We start from the raw sequence: 16783 nt of genomic DNA on the forward strand, positions 1-16783 counted from the left end.
TATTTTAGGTCTATTCTGTTCGTTTTTACACCGATTTATATGGGACAGCCCTGCATATAACCCACTTTCCGGCCTGAGTCTGTGAACACTGTCTTTACATGCTGTACTGGGTCAGCTTCTACTGCAGATGAAACCAAGGTAACGGTGACGATATCCGCTGAGCCTAAGGGCCGAATTTCAAACGTGTGAGATTCACCTTCCCCCTCAGGCCACATTCCGTCATTTAAGGCATCTACATCATCACCATTAGCCAACTTGACACCATCAACACTGATTATTTCAGCACCTCGGGTAACAACATCTGGTAAGTTTCCACCCCCCTCCTCATCAAGGTAGGCAACGACGGCTTTACGGGGTGGAGTGCTTGACAAAAGTGCCCACTGCAATCCATAGCCAACATAGACCCCCGATTCGGTTTGCGACAACCATTCATCGGTAGGAATCGTATAGTGAAAACGATCTTTCTCACGGCCGGAGGGGGTCAGGGCAAATGTTCTTAATTCTTCAAAGTAGGCTAAAGAATCATCTGTACTAGACGGATCTTGATCCTGAATTTCGCCATACCAAAGATAGAGCTCATTGCTCATTGAGCGCAACCAGTTATTTTCATCCTGACGGGTGCCTAAGGTCTCATCGTAATCGTAACCCGTAATAGGGTCAGTACCGCTTCTGGGGGAAACACACAAACCAGCAAAAGTCGAAACCGGCAGAAAATTGTCCTTTTCCCAAGAACCTCCAACCGGGGCTGGGTCCGGGGTCACTGCCCCGCTAGACTCAAAATCACTGCCGCCGCCCCCGCCACAAGCAGCCAGGCCTAAAGCCCCAAGCGCAATCAGCCCCTGTAAGGCAAAATTTCGTAGATGGACTCCCATTCCCCAACTCCTTTTTATTTTCTTCTGCAAAGATATGTAAAGGCGCTGAGATTACCACTAATAGAAACTCTAGGCGATATTCGAATTTTTCATCAAAGTAAATTTACTATGAATAAAATATAAAGGGCTTGAGCCTGCTGCGCTAAGAAAGCAAGCTCAAGCCCTGACTGGCGGTGTATTTACATGAGACCAATAAATAGCACGACTGTATGATTAGTCACTCAGCTTACCCAGCACCCCCTGCAAACTATCTTTGGCATCCCCAAAAAGCATGCGCGCGTTGTCTTTATAGAATAATGGATTGGCAACTCCGGCATAACCTGAAGCCATAGAGCGCTTGAGAACAACGACCTTACCCGCTTTCCATACCTCCAATACCGGCATCCCAGCGATCGGCGATCCAGGCTTCTCTACCGCATCCGGGTTAACGGTGTCATTTGCGCCAATGACCATGGCCAGGTCAGTACCCGGAAAATCCGGGTTGATTTCATCCATCTCCAAAACAATGTCATAGGGCACATTGGCCTCGGCCAACAATACATTCATGTGCCCAGGCAAACGACCCGCTACCGGATGAATACCAAAACGTACTGTCTTGCCCATCTTCCGCAGCCGATCGGTCAGATCACTGACAGCCTGCTGAGCATGCGCTACAGCCATACCAAAGCCTGGCACTATGATAATGTTATCCGCAGATTTCAGGTCTTCGGCAAGCTCTTCCAGATCCACGGCGATAGCTTCCCCTTCCACTTCATCTACCGCCACTTCACCGCCATCGGAGCCAAATCCACCCAAAATAACACTGATGAAAGAGCGATTCATTCCGCGACACATAATGTAGCTGAGGATGGCACCTGAGGAGCCGACCAGGGCACCGACAACAATAAGCAGGTCATTACCCAACATAAACCCGGTCGCAGCTGCAGCCCAACCTGAATAGCTATTCAACATAGATATCACAACAGGCATATCCGCACCGCCAATGGCGGCCACAAGATGTATCCCCAGCAAAAGCGCGATAGCGGTCATCAGCAGTAAATTTATCACCGTGCCAGGATTAATTTCAGCGGGGACAAAAAGAACCCCAAGCACAATACAGGCTGCTATCGCCGCTAGGTTGAGCCAATGACGCGCGGGTAGAGTAAGAGGCTTACCGGACACCAGCCCTTGCAGCTTACAGAAAGCCACTAACGAACCCGTCAAAGTAATTGCACCAATAAAAACACCCAGATAAATTTCTGTGCTGTGCACAACATGAGCCGAACCGTGAAGGCTTACCTGAGGGGCTAAAAATCCTCCCCAGCCAATCAGCACAGCTGCAAGCCCAACAAAACTGTGCAGCAAAGCCACCATTTGTGGCATTTGGGTCATGGCAACACGCTTTGCCAATGAGAGGCCAATTACCGCCCCAATCAGCATTGCGATCACGACCATCCACAGTGCACCGGCAACGATGCCGGCAATGGTTGCGATAATAGCCACAGCCATGCCGACAATGCCGTAAATATTTCCTCTGCGTGCAGTTTCGTGGCTGGAAAGCCCGCCAAGACTCAAAATAAACATTACCGCAGAAAAGAGATAAGCCATTGCAATCATACCGTTCATCTCGATCTCTCCCCTTAACGTCTAAACATTTTCAGCATCCGATAGGTCACAAAAAACCCACCAAATACATTAATACTTGCCACCAGCACCGCAACAAACGCCAGCAAGGTTACCAAGCCGGAACCTGTAGCCCCGATCTGTAGTAGTGCACCGACAACTACGATGCCGGAAATCGCGTTGGTCACACTCATTAGCGGCGTATGCAGAGCATGAGAGACATTCCAAATAACTTGCCAACCGATAAAAATGGCGAGAATAAATACCGTAAAGTGAGAGACAAAGTCTGGTGGTGCCACCTTGCCCAACCAAAGTAAGAGAACCGCAGCGACTATCCAAAAACCAAAAATTGCCAGAGGAGACTTTTTCTTATCTGCTTTTTTCTCTACAGCAGCTTTCACATCTTCGATGGGTTTAGCCGTGGATTTGGGTTGCGCCGAAATTTTTGCTGCTGGCGGTGGCCAGGTAATTTCACCGTTCTTGACTACCGTGGCTCCCCGTATAACTTCATCATCGAAATTAATGGAAATCTCACCATTTTTTTCTGGCGTCAGTTCGGAGAGCAGGTGAGCAAGGTTAGTAGAGTAAAGCCTTGAGGATTGGCTGGCAGCACGGCTAGGTAGGTTGGTATAGCCAATAATGGTGACATGATTGTGTACTATTTTTTCATCAGCAATCGTGTAATCACAATTACCACCCATTTCGGCTGCAAGATCGACGATCACAGAGCCTTTGCGCATGCTGTCAACCATGTCCGCCAACCAAAGCTTAGGCGCCGGCTTACCGGGGATCAATGCGGTGGTTATCACAATATCAACATCTTTGGCCTGCTCTCTGAACAGTGCCATCTCTGCATCGATAAACTCCTTCGACATCTCTTTGGCATAACCACCGGAGCCAGAGCCTTCCTCCTCAATCTCGACCGTTAGAAACTCTGCGCCCATTGACTCTACTTGCTCACGTACTTCAGCTCTCGTGTCAAAAGCTCTGACGATAGCGCCCATACTTTTCGCGGTACCAATTGCAGAAAGACCTGCAACTCCCGCACCGATCACAAGTACCTTGGCGGGCGGTATTTTACCCGCAGCAGTAATCTGACCGGTAAAGAAACGTCCAAAATTATGTGCGGCCTCAATGATCGCACGATATCCAGCGATATTGGCCGTTGAACTGAGCGCATCCATTTTTTGCGCACGGGAAATACGGGGAACAGACTCAATCGCCAGAGCGTTTATTTTTCTGTCAGCCAATTTCTGTAGCAAGTCACCGCTCTGTGCCGGTTTCAAGAAGGCTATCAGCGTTGCCCCTTCAGGAATTAAGGCCAACTCCGCATCTGTGGGAGCTTGAACCTTGAGTACCACCCGAGCATCAGCAAGGCACTCGTTAATATCCTCGCAAATCTGCGCACCAGCCTCGATATAAGCGTCGTCTGTAAAGCTGGCCCTGCTACCAGCCCCCTTTTCCACCGTTACGGAAAAGCCCAACTTACACAGGCGTTTTACGCTATCGGGAGTTCCTGCAACACGCGCTTCGCCCTCTGCAGTCTCTTTAGGTATAGCTATTCTCACCACCGTGCCTCTCTTAGTTAGTATTATGAGTTTACTGCTACATCTACCTCGAAAAGTATTGGGTTGCCCAATTTATAGTCAAATCGAGTGTAAACGCCGTAACAGGGGATGGAAAGAGGAATAGACTGATAGCGGTAATTGGTGAAATTTATAAGGCTATGAAAGTATACCGAATAAGCATGTGGATCAAACTAATAAGATAACAATCGTCTCGACTGTAACCAACTCGACTTGCAGGCAACTTAAAAGTAATTTCCTGCAACTTGTTAATTCGATCAATGCAAGATTTATTGAATAAATAGTCGTTAGTGACTATTTATTCAATAAAAAATTCCACCAATACAAGCAGTAACTCCATTAAATTTTTTCTGCTTTTGATGGAATAGCATGATAACCATCATATAAAGCCACTCTATAAATGATAGCCCCGCCAAAACAACCATTTCTCCACAATTAATTTTGCGTTGAAAGAGCCGAGACTCACTGATAGACCGCCCAAATCCCACACAGCCCGCTACTTGTGCAGAAAAAGCGATATCTTCAGAATGCTGCACCAAAAAATAGCAGAGCTAATTACTCGCACTTGATGGAAAGTTACAGTTTACTCTGCAAAACCTCCCCAGCCTATTTGGCACAACTATTGATTAACAATTGGACAACCTTATAAAAATTATTAGACGAGTACCGCAGTAAACAGTGACTAACAGAAGCCCCGGAATCATGCTGGTTGATGACCACCCCGAGCGCGCTCACCTAGTTTGTGAGCGGTTACGTGCAGCTGGCTATACCATTCTCGCTCAAATCAATAGTGCCGAAGGGTTACTCTTTCAGGTAGAGAAATATCGTCCTGATATCGTATTGATCGATATCGAATCCCCGGATCGAGATATTTTAGAAAGCCTGGCAATCGTCAATCGAGAAGCTCCCACACCCGTGGCTATGTTCTCCAGTAGCGGCAACGCTGACTTCATTAGCCGTGCCGTCGATTCCGGAGTCAGTGCCTACATGGCAGAGGGGATAACACCGGAACGTGTTGCGCCGGCCATAAAAATTGCTATGGCACAATTCAAGAACTTTCAACAACTGCGCCAGACCCTTGAGCGAACCAAACAGCAGTTATCAGAGCGAAAAACCATTGAGCGAGCCAAAGGTTTATTAATGGCCAAGAAAAATCTCAGCGAAGATGATGCACACAAAACCCTGCGTAACCTTGCAATGAACGGCAACTCAACCATTCATAGCGTCGCTGAAAAAATTATCCATTATTTCCAGATTGAGCACTAAACTACCGATGTCTGCCCTCCTGCGTCCAGAAAAAAAATCCCTTAAATTGCTATACCTGCGCCTCACCGACAGCGCACCGTTAATTATCGCTAAGGAGAAAGGCTACTTTCACCAGTTTGACCTGGATGTACAGCTACAACGGGAAACCACTTGGGCTACGCTGCGTGATAAATTAATAGGTCGTACTGCCGATGCTGCCGCCATGTTAGCGCCGATGCCACTCACTCTGCATCAGGCTTTACCCAACTGTCATGAACGATTGTTAAGTGGGCTTATTCTCAGCTGCAATGGCAACGCCATTACCCTGTCCACGGAGCTTTTCAAGCGGTTGAAACACTACGGAAAAAGCGAATCACACCGGGATATAGCTTTAGCATTGAAACGTTACCGTGATGAAAACTCAAATTCGCCACCGGTAAGACTCGCCACTGTTTATCCTTTTTCCAGCCATAGTCTGCAACTGCGTCATTGGTTGCGCTCCGCCAATATCGATCCAGACAGAGATGTACAGCTGGTCGTACTTCCGCCCGAGCAAATGATGAAAAATCTCCACAGTGGCGTTATCGACGGTTACTGTGTAGGGGAGCCTTGGAATACCCTCGCCGCTCACAAAGGGGCCGGTGTGGTTATTGCCGCTTGCAATACCCTGTTGCCAGCAATGCCGGAAAAGGTCCTTACGGTTACTGATAGTTGGCACCAAGCCTACCCAGCCACCCACCTGGCCTTGCGTGCAGCCTTGCTCAAAGCCTGTACCTGGCTTGCAGCCCGCGCTCACAGATGCACCGCCGCCAAGTTATTATCACAGGAACAATACTTAAACCTGCCCGAAGAGCTGATACAGCGTTCACTCAATGACCTAATTCTCTATCGCCAGGGTCAGAAATTTCTGGTTAACCCCGGGTGGCACCTCTTTGCCCACCTGGAGAACGACTGTGGTCGCCCCAGCAAAGAAAAAGCTCAACAGTTTCTGGAAATGTATACCGATCCCAACAGAGCCAACGGTCAGACAGCGGATGCCTTTCGACCGGAGCTCTACCAACAAACGGTAGATTTCCTGCACGCACAAAAATAATGGCACATTAATTGAATGGAAATAATTCGATGATGCAATTGCCTTACCTCGGGTGCATCAGCGCGGTGAAGCGGTTGTTCGCCGAATACACGGGCAACGAAGTCCATCATCTGCAGCCAAGCGGCTGTGGCTTTGGGCTTTTTTTTGTGCCTGCGGAATTAGCAATCAAAGGAAATGCGCATGTCCAGTGAATCTCTCAATCTATTCTCGTTCCGCGGGAAGATAAAAATACTCCACCTCACCTGGGTGGCCTTCTTTATCACATTCTTTGCCTGGTTTAACCACGCCCCTTTGTTAATGGCGATCTCTAAGAGTCTCTCATTGACATCGGACCAGGTGAAAACGCTACTCATTTTGAACGTAGCCCTGACCATCCCTGCACGAATCATCATCGGGATGCTTACCGACAAGTATGGGCCGAAGCTGACTTATTCCCTACTACTAGCCATAGGCAGTGTGCCCTGTTTTATTTTCGCCCTGGCTGACAACTTTGTGCAGGCGGCAATCGGCCGTTTCCTGCTCGGTTTTATTGGTGCGGGGTTCGTAGTGGGTATTCGTATGGTATCGGAGTGGTTTCCCGCCCGTCAGCTGGGTACCGCCGAAGGTATCTATGGCGGTTGGGGTAACTTTGGTTCAGCAGCCGCAGCCATGTCCCTGCCCACTATCGCCCTGTTATTTGGCGGTGATGACGGCTGGCGTTACGCCATTGGCCTCACCGGGGCTATCTCACTGGTTTACAGCGTAATTTATTATTTTTCCGTTACCGATACTCCCAAGGGATCAACTTATTTTAAGCCCAAAAATATCGGTGCAATGGAAGTCACCAGTCCTGGAGACTTCGTATTGTTACTGGTTATGAAAGTACCCATGTATGCAGCGCTCGCACTGCTCACTTGGAAGCTGTCCAATGGGGTCCCCTTGATCTCCAACCTTTCTGCCAATCTGATTTATTGTGGTCTGACACTGCTCTATTTGCTGGATGCACGTAAAACTTACAGCATCAACCGCGAAGTACTCAGCAATCCACCAGCGCCCATGCATCGCTACAAATTCAAGCAAGTCGCCGTGTTAAATTTACTCTACTTTGCCACCTTCGGTTCCGAGTTGGCCGTTGTTTCCATGCTACCACTGTTCTTCTCCGAAACTTTTACCCTCGATCCGATTAAAGCTGGCCTGCTGGGTTCCGCCTATGCCTTCATGAACCTGATGTCACGCCCCGCCGGCGGACTGATCAGCGACCGCTGGGGCCGTAAGCCCACCTTGTTAATACTCACTGCCGGCTTAGCCGTGGGCTATTTCACCATGAGCCTGATTGATGCCGAATGGCCTCTGTACCTGGCCGTAGCCGCTGCCATGGCCTGTTCCTTCTTTGTACAGGCTGGCGAGGGGGCTGTATTCGCGGTAGTGCCCCTAATCAAACGTCGCCTCACTGGGCAAATTGCCGGTATGACTGGCGCCTACGGTAATGTCGGGGCAGTTTTCTACCTCACCGTATTGAGCATGGTGTCCTACCAAACATTTTTCCTGGTCATCTGCGCCACAGCACTATTCGGTTTTGCCACCCTACTTCTACTTGAGGAGCCGGAGGGACAAATGGCCGAAGTACTCCCCGATGGCAGCGTGTCTATGATCGATGTCGCCTGATAACGACACGATAATCACAGCGGGACCACTCTGCGACGGTCCCGCAATTACTGCTAATGTGCAGCACAACTCCGAAGGTGCACTGCAGCTATTCAGCGCCTCCTGCGCAGGTCTTCGGCAGCATAATGACGATGCTTGTGCCGTGCGTCTCCCCGCGAGCGCCGAATTGCAGCGCCACGGTAGCCTTGCCGCAGTGGCCGACGGTGTCGCTAATGCCGAGGCCGGTGGCGAAGCGGCTCGTGCTGCAATCAATGGCTTCTTTTCCGACTATTACAGTACCCCGGAAACCTGGTCGACAAAGCACGCCGTTGCACGGGTGCTGCACTCTCTCAACAGCTGGCTATTTCGACAAAGTGGCGGAAGTAGCGAAATCAGGCGAGGATGGCTGACCACGTTTTCTGCGGTTATCTTTAAAGGTACCAGCGCCCATTTAGTGCATATCGGTGATTCACGTATCTATCGTGTGCGTCATGGCAAACTGGAGTGCCTGAGTCGTGACCACAGCCACACTCTGGGGCCTGGACGCACTTTTCTCAGCCGCGCTCTCGGCATGGATGCCCATATCGATGTGGACTACCGCTGCGAAGAATTACAGCTCGATGATATTTTCCTGATCAGTAGTGATGGTATCCACGATTTCCTCTCTGAAATGGTTCTGACCGAACTATTGCTCGACTTTTGTAGTTCCACACCCCGACAACTAATTGATACGGCCCTGCAGGCAGGCTCTACCGACAATCTGAGCGGCATAGTTTGTCGGGTGAACTCCGTAGGGTTACCCCAGTGCGATGAGCTGGCCATGCGCAACCGCGAACTGCCTTTCGCACCAGACCTGCGCCCGGGTCAGCAACTCGATCGATTCCTTATCCTGCAAGAACTGCATGCCAGCAGCCGCAGCCACTTGTATCTCGCACGCGATCAGGAAACTGATGCCCTGCGCGTCATAAAAACTCCCTCGGTAAATTTTTGTGATGACCCTCTGTATATCACGCGCTTTATTGCCGAGGAATGGACCGGGCGACGCGTCTCCCACCCGGGAATTATTAAAGCGTTTGCGCCTGCTACTGAGAGACGATGCCTTTACCATATTCTCGAATATATTGAGGGGCAAACCTTGCGGCAATGGATGCAACTAAACCCCCAACCCAAGATTCATCAGGTACGGGACCTACTTGGCCAGTTGGTCAGTGCGCTGCGCAGCCTGCAGCGTCTGGAGATTGTGCACGGCGATCTCAAACCAGAAAACATCATGATGCGCAACGATGGCCGCCTGGTGATTATCGATCTCGGTGGTGCTGACGGACCCGGTCTCCGGGAGCAGCTGCATCTATCTGGAGAATGCCCCCCCGGCAGCAAGAATTACGCGGCGCCCGAATTTTTTTTCGGCGATAGTGCCAGCCACCGTTCAGATATATTTTCCCTGGGCGTTATCACCTATGAGTTACTCACTGGCAAGTACCCCTACCCGGAGCGCCTCGGCAACCATCACTATCGCCTAAAAAGTTACAATCAAATGCGGTTCACTAATGCCTCTTCATACCGCAATGATATTCCTCACTGGATCGACGCGGCCTTACAAAAAGCCTGCGCTACAGATCCTATGAAACGCTACAACGCACTATCGGAATTTGTGCAGGATCTGCAAATTCCCAACTCGCAATTCAAGGCACCGCAAAAACGCCCTTTGCTTGAACGCAATCCACTCCTGTGCTGGCAGTTGCTGGCACTATTGTTACTACTCTCTCATCTGCTGTATTTTTTCTAGGACAAATACACAAAACTCGACTAAGCACTTTCCCAGCGCAGAAAAATTATTCAATGCACCACATTGTTGCAAAAAATGTGGACAATCAGGCCAAGTCCCCTTTATTCCTTACAATAAAATTGGCATGAAGATTGAATGTATTTAATTACCAACAAAATATTCCCCCACTTCGAGGCAACGGCGCCTGTACTCTTCGGCAGAAGAGGAGATGCCCTTGCCATTCCATCCGGGTTCTCTTCCTGCCGAACAAAACGACTTGAGACGGCAGGATTGTAAATGACGGAAAATGCAAAAAATCAAAAGCTGATCGTGATTGGAAACGGTATGGTCGGGCACCATTTCCTGGAGCAGTTGGCCAGTCACCAACAAGCCACTAATTTTGATATCACCATCTTCTGTGAAGAGTCCCGGCCCGCCTATGATCGGGTTCATCTCTCTGAATATTTTACCGGGCGCACCGCAGTAGACCTGACTCTAGGAGATATAGAACAGTACCGACAGTGGGGTTTTGAAACCCGACTCAATGACAAGATTGTGGAGATCGACCGGGAAAATAAAACCGTTTGCACCGCAAGTGGTATCTCCCATTCCTACGACCAGCTGGTACTCGCCACCGGCTCCTACCCTTTTGTGCCTCCAATCCCCGGGCATCAGCACGAGCGCTGCTTTGTCTACCGCACCCTCGAAGATCTGGATTCCATCCGCTCTGTCGCCGGCACTGCCAAAAGTGGGGTCGTGGTGGGGGGTGGCCTGCTCGGTCTTGAGGCAGCCAACGCCCTGAAGGCGCTGGGACTTGAGGCCCACGTAGTGGAATTCGCTCCAGGCCTGATGACTGCCCAGCTCGATGACGGCGGCTCTGCCCTGCTGCGCAATAAAATTGAAGCCCTCGGAGTTAAGGTACACACTAGCACCGCCACCGAACAGATTGAGGAAGTCGATGGCCACCTACGCATGCAGTTCAAAGGCGGTAGCGAACTGTGCACCGATATGATCGTATTCTCTGCCGGTATTCGCCCTCAGGATGAGTTGGCAAAATCCGCAGGCCTACAAACCGGCGAACGAGGCGGTATCGTCATTGACAGTGGCTGTCGCACCTCCGATTCAAATATTTTCGCTATTGGCGAATGCGCCCTATACGAACAACGAATTTTTGGCCTTGTCGCTCCCGGTTATAGCATGGCGCGCACCGCCGTCGCCCAGTTAACCGGTGAGGAAGGAACTTTTACTGGTGCGGATATGAGCACCAAGTTAAAACTTCTCGGTGTTCAAGTCGGTTCCATTGGCGATGCCCACGGCCGTAGTGCGGGGGCCTCTGCTATTACTTTTGTCGATGAGCAGAGTGGCGTTTACAAGCGCATGATTACCGATAGCGAGGGGCAAAAGCTGCTCGGCGCTGTGATGGTTGGCGATACCGACGACTACGACACCTTACTACAATACCACCTGAACGATATCCAGCTGCCCGAACATCCCGAGCAATTAATTTTACCGACAACAGATGGTACCGCACCGACTCTGGGCGCCGCCGCTCTGCCCACTTCCGCTACCGTGTGTTCTTGTCACAATGTGAGCAAGGGACAGATTGTTGATGTTGTCGCAGGTGGCTGCCATTCCCTGGCCGAAGTTAAAGATGCCACCAAGGCTTCTACCGGTTGTGGCGGTTGTGCCGCACTGCTTAAAAATATCGTCGACGAAGAGCTGGCTGTGCTGGGAATGGAAGTGAACAATCACCTCTGTGTACATTTTCCCTTCTCTCGTCAGGAGCTATTTCACATTATTCAGGTGGAGGAAATTAAAACCTTTGCCGAGCTATTGGACAAACACGGCTCCGGTCATGGCTGCGAGAGCTGTAAACCCACAGCCGCATCAATATTCGCTTCCTTGTGGAATGAGCACATTCTGGAGCCAACTCACGTTGGCCTGCAGGACACCAATGATACCTTTATGGCGAATATGCAAAAAAATGGCAGCTACTCGGTAGTGCCGCGTATTCCCGGTGGTGAGATCACACCAGAAAAGCTGATCGTGATCGGCGAAGTAGCCAAACGCTACGACCTCTACACCAAGATTACCGGTGGTCAACGAATCGATTTATTTGGCGCACGCCTGGAACAATTACCAGAAATCTGGAGAGAGTTGATTGATGCCGGTTTCGAAACCGGCCACGCCTACGGAAAATCCCTGCGCACGGTTAAATCCTGCGTAGGCAATACCTGGTGCCGATTTGGGGTACAGGATAGTATTTCCATGACCTTGCAAGTGGAAAACCGTTATAAAGGTCTGCGCTCGCCTCACAAAATAAAAATGGCAGTGTCCGGATGTACCCGAGAGTGCGCCGAAGCACAAAGTAAAGATGTTGGAATTATTGCGACTGAAAAAGGTTGGAATCTGTTCGTTTGCGGTAACGGCGGTATGCGTCCCCGGCATGCGGATTTATTTGCTACCGACTTGGACGACGAATCACTTATTCGCTATATCGATCGCTTCCTGATGTTCTATGTACGCACCGCCGATAAATTACAACGCACTTCGGTATGGCTGGAAAATCTGGATGGCGGCCTAGACTATCTGCGTGATGTCATTATTGATGACAAGCTGGGAATCTGTACGGAACTGGAAGCACAAATGGAGCGAGTGGTCGATACCTACCAGTGCGAATGGAAAACCGCAATCAATGATCCGGAAAAGCTCAAACGTTTTCGCCAGTTTGTCAATAGCGACCAAACTGATGAAAAGATAATTTTTGTCAAAGAGCGCGGACAGCTACGTCCGGCAACCACAGAAGAAATTGTGGAAACCGCAGAACCTGCTTGAGCATCCCTCCGGCAGGACAATCTGCCGGATTTAAACTGTAAAAACATTAATTTTAAATCCTTTCCATCCCTTGTGAGGAAATTATTATGAGCCTGGCTGCCCTGCAACAAAATTTAAATAATTCATTTGCCATAACCCGCCCCCAATGGTTACCAATCTGTCAGCGATCAGACTTGGTCACCAACTCTGGGGTATGTGCCCTTTGGGGCGACACTTCCGTATACTCAACGGAGACTTTGAAAACAGTGACCAAAACTGTTGATCAAAGAAGTGTCGCCCTGTTTTTTTTACCCGAACAGGAGCAGCAGCTTTACGCCGTTGACAACTGGGACCCAATCGCACAAGCTGGAGTGATTGCACGAGGAATTATTGCGGAAATGGAAGGGGAATTAACTATTGCTTCCCCACTTTACAAACACCACTTTCGCCTTAGCGATGGAGTCTGCATGGAAGACAGTAGTATCAGGCTTGCCACCTACCCACTGGCATTTAATGGGGATATGGTTTACATCGGCAGCAATAAGATACAGTAATGGCCGTAAAGGAATTTTTGAGCACGCGCCGCTCCTGCACTACCTGCCCCTATTGTGGTGTGGGCTGTGGAGTTTCAATTAACAGGGAAGAGCGCGCGGAGGAAACCGCCATTTCAGTAAGTGGCGATACCCAGCATCCCTCTAATTTCGGAAAGCTGTGTGTCAAAGGCTCTGCGCTCGGAGAAACGATTGATGAGCGCGGCCGCCTTTTACGCCCCCGTTTACAGGGAGAGGATTGTGACTGGGACACCGCCCTGTCATTTATGGCTGATGCCTTTAAACAGGTAATTCACGATCATGGCCCTGACTCAGTTGCCTTTTATCTATCCGGCCAGCTGCTCACCGAAGACTATTATGTTGCCAATAAGCTAATGAAAGGGTTTATTGGTTCTGCCAATATCGATACCAATTCTCGGCTTTGCATGTCCTCCGCTGTAGTGGGCTACAAACGTGCATTTGGTGCCGATGCTGTACCCTGCTCCTATGAAGATCTGGAGCATGCCGAGCTGATTGTACTTATCGGCTCCAATGCCGCCTGGACTCATCCAATTTTATTCCAGCGTATGCAGGCCGGCGCTGCAAAATTAATTGTGATTGATCCCCGCAGTAGTGCAACCAGTGAAATGGCTGACCTGCATTTGGCCATCAAACCTGGTACAGATGCCGCCCTCTTCAATGGCTTACTGCGCTTTCTCAGTAGACATCACTACCTGGATACTGAATACATCAACAAACATACCCGCGATTTTTCCGGTACGCTGGTTGCTGCACAAGACTGGTCACCGGAACTGACCGCCGCTACCTGTGGTCTCTCGATTGAAGAGCTGCTCGAGTTTTTCCAGGAATTTGCTGCAACAGAAAAAACAGTCAGCTTTTATTCCCAGGGTATCAACCAATCCAGTAGTGGATCAGATAAAAACAGCGCGGTTATTAATTGCCATCTGGCCACTGGGCGTGTGGGAAAGGTTGGTGCGGGACCTTTTTCCATTACCGGTCAGCCCAACGCCATGGGTGGGCGCGAAGTAGGGGGCCTAGCCAATACGCTCGCAGCACATATGGAGTTCACGGATCAGGATATCAAACGCGTCGGTCGTTTTTGGAATACGGATCGTGTTGCCACTAAACCAGGCACGAAAGCAGTGGATATGTTCCGCGCAGTGGAATCTGGGCAAATTAAGGCAATCTGGGTCATGGCAACCAATCCTGCCGTCAGCATGCCTGAAGCCAACCGCGTTACTACTGCGCTGAAGAAGTGTCCACTTGTCATCGTATCCGATTGCATCGCCAATACTGATACGGCACGCTGTGCAGACTTGCTGCTCCCGGCAACAGGTTGGGGCGAAAAAAATGGTACCGTCACCAATGCAGAACGGCGTATTTCCCGTCAGCGTAGCTTTTTATCCCCATCTGGCGAAGCCCGTCACGATTGGCAGGCCATCTGTGGGCTGGCACAACAGATGGGCTACGGTGAACACTTTAACTACTTACACCCTGCTGATATTTTTCGCGAACACGCCCAGCTTTCCGGTTTTGAAAATAATGGCTCAAGAGCTTTCGATATCTCTGCGTTCGCCAATATCGATCACAGTGAATACGACGCATTAACTCCCGTACAGTGGCCTGTCAACGAAGAATACCCTGCTGGCTGTAAGCGTTTATTCACCAGTGGCCAATTTTTTACCCGGGACCAGCGCGCCCGCTTTACCCCCATTACTCCCCAATCACCTCAGCAAAAAACGAGTGAAAACTATCCCCTTTGCCTCAATACCGGCCGCATGCGTGATCAATGGCATACCATGACCCGGACTGGGCGAGTACGTAAATTACTCGATCACAGCGAAGTGCCAGAAATTCAAATAAATCCGCAGGATGCTTCCAGCTATCGGATAAGTGAAGGGGCATTAATTGAATTATGTAGTACTGCAGGCAAAATGATTGGACGCGCTGTTATGAATGGGGGACAAAATCCCGGAGAGGTTTTTGCTCCCATCCATTGGAGTGAGGCATTTGCTCAAGATGCCAAGGCCAGCGCCTTGGCAGCCTCAGTAGTTGACCCCTATTCTGGTCAGCCAGAATATAAACAGATCCCGATAAAAGTCAGTGCGCTCGCGGTCAAACACTACGCCACCCTGATTTGTAGAGAAGACTTCGCTGAAAAACTGTGGGACTGGCTTCAGCAGGCAACGGACTCTAGTATCCTACATTGGTATCGGGTCCCCCTGAATACTGGCTATCGCTACGAAATAGCATCAAGCCAACCCATTCATGGACGAGAACTGGTGTCAAAAATATTATCCCCTGAGCCCAGGTTATTCTGGCAGCAATTGGCAACGCCAAATAGTCAGCGCTGGATTGCCTACGACAATGCCTTAAAAATACTGATTTTTTCTGGCAAAAACTGGCACCAACTCCCAAGCAGATCTCAACTGGAAAAATATCTGGACATCGACTTACCAGAATCCCCAGCACAACTGCTCCACCCAATAAAACCGGGTGTAAAAATCGTCTGTACCTGCCTGCAGGTTTCCCGTCCACAAATCGAGGATGCCATCGCCCAGGGCCTTAACAGCGTAGAAACGCTGGGAGAAGTCCTCGGCTGTGGCACCAGCTGCGGCTCCTGTAAACCAGAGATTGCGAGTATTATTCGCACTGCCAATGCTTCAGAAAAAACACCATCAATTGCTGCACCAATAAAACAGGGTTCAACCGAAAAGAATGCTAACGTGCAAAGAAGTGTTGTCCAGGCGTTTATTCCAGAATGAGATACTGACTTGTAATTCGTTAGAAAATTTATTGACTGGGTAAATTCAGTTAAAAACTTCTGGTAAGTTGCGGGGATGACAAGCGGCCAGCTGGGTATCACTATCACTCAGGTAGTCTACCAGGCGCTGTACCGGGCCTTGCGAAAGTGCATTCGAGGGCCTGACCGCGTAAGCCGGTAAACTGGGCAGTTGCCAAGCTGGCAATACTTCCTGTAGCTCATCCTGCGGGCGAAGGAGGAAACGGGGAGGCACTGACAAGCCCAAACCACAACTCGTCAATCGGTAGGCGGCTTCAATATTATTTACTGTAGCCACCGGAGTGTAATTAATCTCGTAGTCACCGTACTCGCGATGATTAAAAGTACGGTTATTGGGGCGCATTGTCAGTCCTATCCAAGGCCAGGCCTCAAGCTCACGGGGGTGCTCAGGCACACCAAAACGCTCCAGCATATCGGCACTGGCGAGCAACACTCGCTGCAACTGAAAAATTTTGCGCGCTTTCAGAGTGCTATCAGGCATATTGCCGAGACGAATGGCGAGATCAAAACCACCACCAATTAAGTCCTCGTGAAGGTCACTGCATTGAAACTCTAGGTAAAGACCCAACTCCTGCCTGGCAAAGTAGACAATTTTGCTCAGTAAACGGCTGTGAATTAAAACAGCTGGAATCGCAATTTTAAGTCGACCGATACTGCGATTTTCCCCCTCATTGTAAGCCCCAAGGCCATCGGTATACAGCTGCAATATTTTATCTGCCGTCTTGTAGACTTTCTCTCCGTCCTCAGTCAAGGATAACTTGCGTGTATTACGATACAACACTTCGGACAGTTTCATGCAGCTATAGCCCCATAGTCACTGTACCGCTCG

Annotated in this window: 13 protein-coding genes; 8 read left to right on the plus strand and 5 right to left on the minus strand. The window is 49.8% G+C overall.

Annotated features, from left to right (window positions below):
• Positions 1–35: 35 nt before the first annotated feature.
• From MO867_RS16375 to MO867_RS16390, 4 genes are all read right to left on the minus strand, one after another.
• Positions 36–872 (minus strand): hypothetical protein, encoded by an 837-nt coding sequence (locus MO867_RS16375; RefSeq protein ID WP_252471074.1) that lies wholly within the window; start codon positions 870–872, stop codon positions 36–38.
• Between the two features lie 213 nt (positions 873–1085).
• On the minus strand, positions 1086–2477 hold the full coding sequence (gene pntB / locus MO867_RS16380) for a Re/Si-specific NAD(P)(+) transhydrogenase subunit beta (RefSeq protein ID WP_252471076.1): 1392 nt from the start codon (positions 2475–2477) through the stop codon (positions 1086–1088).
• Positions 2478–2491: 14 nt separating this feature from the next.
• Entirely contained in the window at positions 2492–4045 is a 1554-nt protein-coding gene (locus MO867_RS16385) for a Re/Si-specific NAD(P)(+) transhydrogenase subunit alpha (protein ID WP_309143312.1), read from the minus strand.
• A gap of 317 nt (positions 4046–4362) precedes the next feature.
• On the minus strand, positions 4363–4596 hold the full coding sequence (locus MO867_RS16390; protein WP_252471078.1) for a hypothetical protein: 234 nt from the start codon (positions 4594–4596) through the stop codon (positions 4363–4365).
• 142 nt (positions 4597–4738) lie between these two features.
• Here MO867_RS16390 and MO867_RS16395 point away from each other — a divergent pair, with 142 nt between their 5' ends.
• The 8 genes from MO867_RS16395 (at position 4739) to MO867_RS16430 (ending at position 15916) form a co-directional block, all read left to right on the plus strand.
• Positions 4739–5326: an ANTAR domain-containing response regulator gene (locus tag MO867_RS16395; protein ID WP_252471080.1), complete on the plus strand. Its 588-nt coding sequence runs from the start codon at positions 4739–4741 to the stop codon at positions 5324–5326.
• Positions 5327–5333: 7 nt separating this feature from the next.
• Complete coding sequence (locus MO867_RS16400) at positions 5334–6398, plus strand: CmpA/NrtA family ABC transporter substrate-binding protein (RefSeq protein WP_252471082.1); 1065 nt, start codon at positions 5334–5336, stop codon at positions 6396–6398.
• Between the two features lie 29 nt (positions 6399–6427).
• Positions 6428–6589 carry a hypothetical protein gene (locus tag MO867_RS16405; protein ID WP_252471084.1) on the plus strand — a complete coding sequence of 54 codons (162 nt, stop codon included), beginning with the start codon at positions 6428–6430 and terminating at the stop codon, positions 6587–6589.
• On the plus strand, positions 6579–8042 hold the full coding sequence (locus MO867_RS16410; protein WP_252471086.1) for a NarK family nitrate/nitrite MFS transporter: 1464 nt from the start codon (positions 6579–6581) through the stop codon (positions 8040–8042). Before MO867_RS16405 ends, MO867_RS16410 begins: the two co-directional genes overlap by 11 nt.
• Entirely contained in the window at positions 8032–9807 is a 1776-nt protein-coding gene (locus tag MO867_RS16415) for a bifunctional protein-serine/threonine kinase/phosphatase (protein WP_252471088.1), read from the plus strand. The genes MO867_RS16410 and MO867_RS16415 overlap by 11 nt, the downstream gene beginning before the upstream one ends.
• Positions 9808–10083: 276 nt before the next feature.
• Positions 10084–12621, plus strand: coding sequence for a nitrite reductase large subunit NirB (nirB, locus tag MO867_RS16420; RefSeq protein WP_252471090.1), 2538 nt, complete (start codon positions 10084–10086; stop codon positions 12619–12621).
• Positions 12622–12707: 86 nt separating this feature from the next.
• Entirely contained in the window at positions 12708–13154 is a 447-nt protein-coding gene (nirD, locus tag MO867_RS16425) for a nitrite reductase small subunit NirD (RefSeq protein ID WP_252471092.1), read from the plus strand.
• A complete protein-coding gene (locus MO867_RS16430) occupies positions 13154–15916 on the plus strand; it encodes a nitrate reductase (protein WP_252471094.1) in 2763 nt (920 codons plus the stop codon). The genes nirD and MO867_RS16430 overlap by 1 nt, the downstream gene beginning before the upstream one ends.
• 45 nt (positions 15917–15961) lie before the next feature.
• Here MO867_RS16430 and MO867_RS16435 read toward each other — a convergent pair whose 3' ends face one another.
• Positions 15962–16750 carry a substrate binding domain-containing protein gene (locus MO867_RS16435; protein ID WP_252471096.1) on the minus strand — a complete coding sequence of 263 codons (789 nt, stop codon included), beginning with the start codon at positions 16748–16750 and terminating at the stop codon, positions 15962–15964.
• Positions 16751–16783 lie beyond the last annotated feature (33 nt).

Origin of the sequence: Microbulbifer okhotskensis, assembly GCF_023895975.1 — a bacterium.
In the GTDB taxonomy this organism is placed as follows: Bacteria; Pseudomonadota; Gammaproteobacteria; order Pseudomonadales; family Cellvibrionaceae; genus Microbulbifer; species Microbulbifer okhotskensis.

Coding starts and splice junctions, on each gene's coding strand:
- MO867_RS16375 (WP_252471074.1), bottom strand. CDS start 872: ATGGGAGTCCATCTACGAAATTTTGCCTTACAGGGGCTGATTGCGCTT.
- pntB (WP_252471076.1), bottom strand. CDS start 2,477: ATGAACGGTATGATTGCAATGGCTTATCTCTTTTCTGCGGTAATGTTT.
- MO867_RS16400 (WP_252471082.1), top strand. CDS start 5,334: ATGTCTGCCCTCCTGCGTCCAGAAAAAAAATCCCTTAAATTGCTATAC.
- MO867_RS16405 (WP_252471084.1), top strand. CDS start 6,428: ATGATGCAATTGCCTTACCTCGGGTGCATCAGCGCGGTGAAGCGGTTG.
- MO867_RS16410 (WP_252471086.1), top strand. CDS start 6,579: ATGTCCAGTGAATCTCTCAATCTATTCTCGTTCCGCGGGAAGATAAAA.
- MO867_RS16415 (WP_252471088.1), top strand. CDS start 8,032: ATGTCGCCTGATAACGACACGATAATCACAGCGGGACCACTCTGCGAC.
- nirB (WP_252471090.1), top strand. CDS start 10,084: ATGACGGAAAATGCAAAAAATCAAAAGCTGATCGTGATTGGAAACGGT.
- nirD (WP_252471092.1), top strand. CDS start 12,708: ATGAGCCTGGCTGCCCTGCAACAAAATTTAAATAATTCATTTGCCATA.
- MO867_RS16430 (WP_252471094.1), top strand. CDS start 13,154: ATGGCCGTAAAGGAATTTTTGAGCACGCGCCGCTCCTGCACTACCTGC.
- MO867_RS16435 (WP_252471096.1), bottom strand. CDS start 16,750: ATGAAACTGTCCGAAGTGTTGTATCGTAATACACGCAAGTTATCCTTG.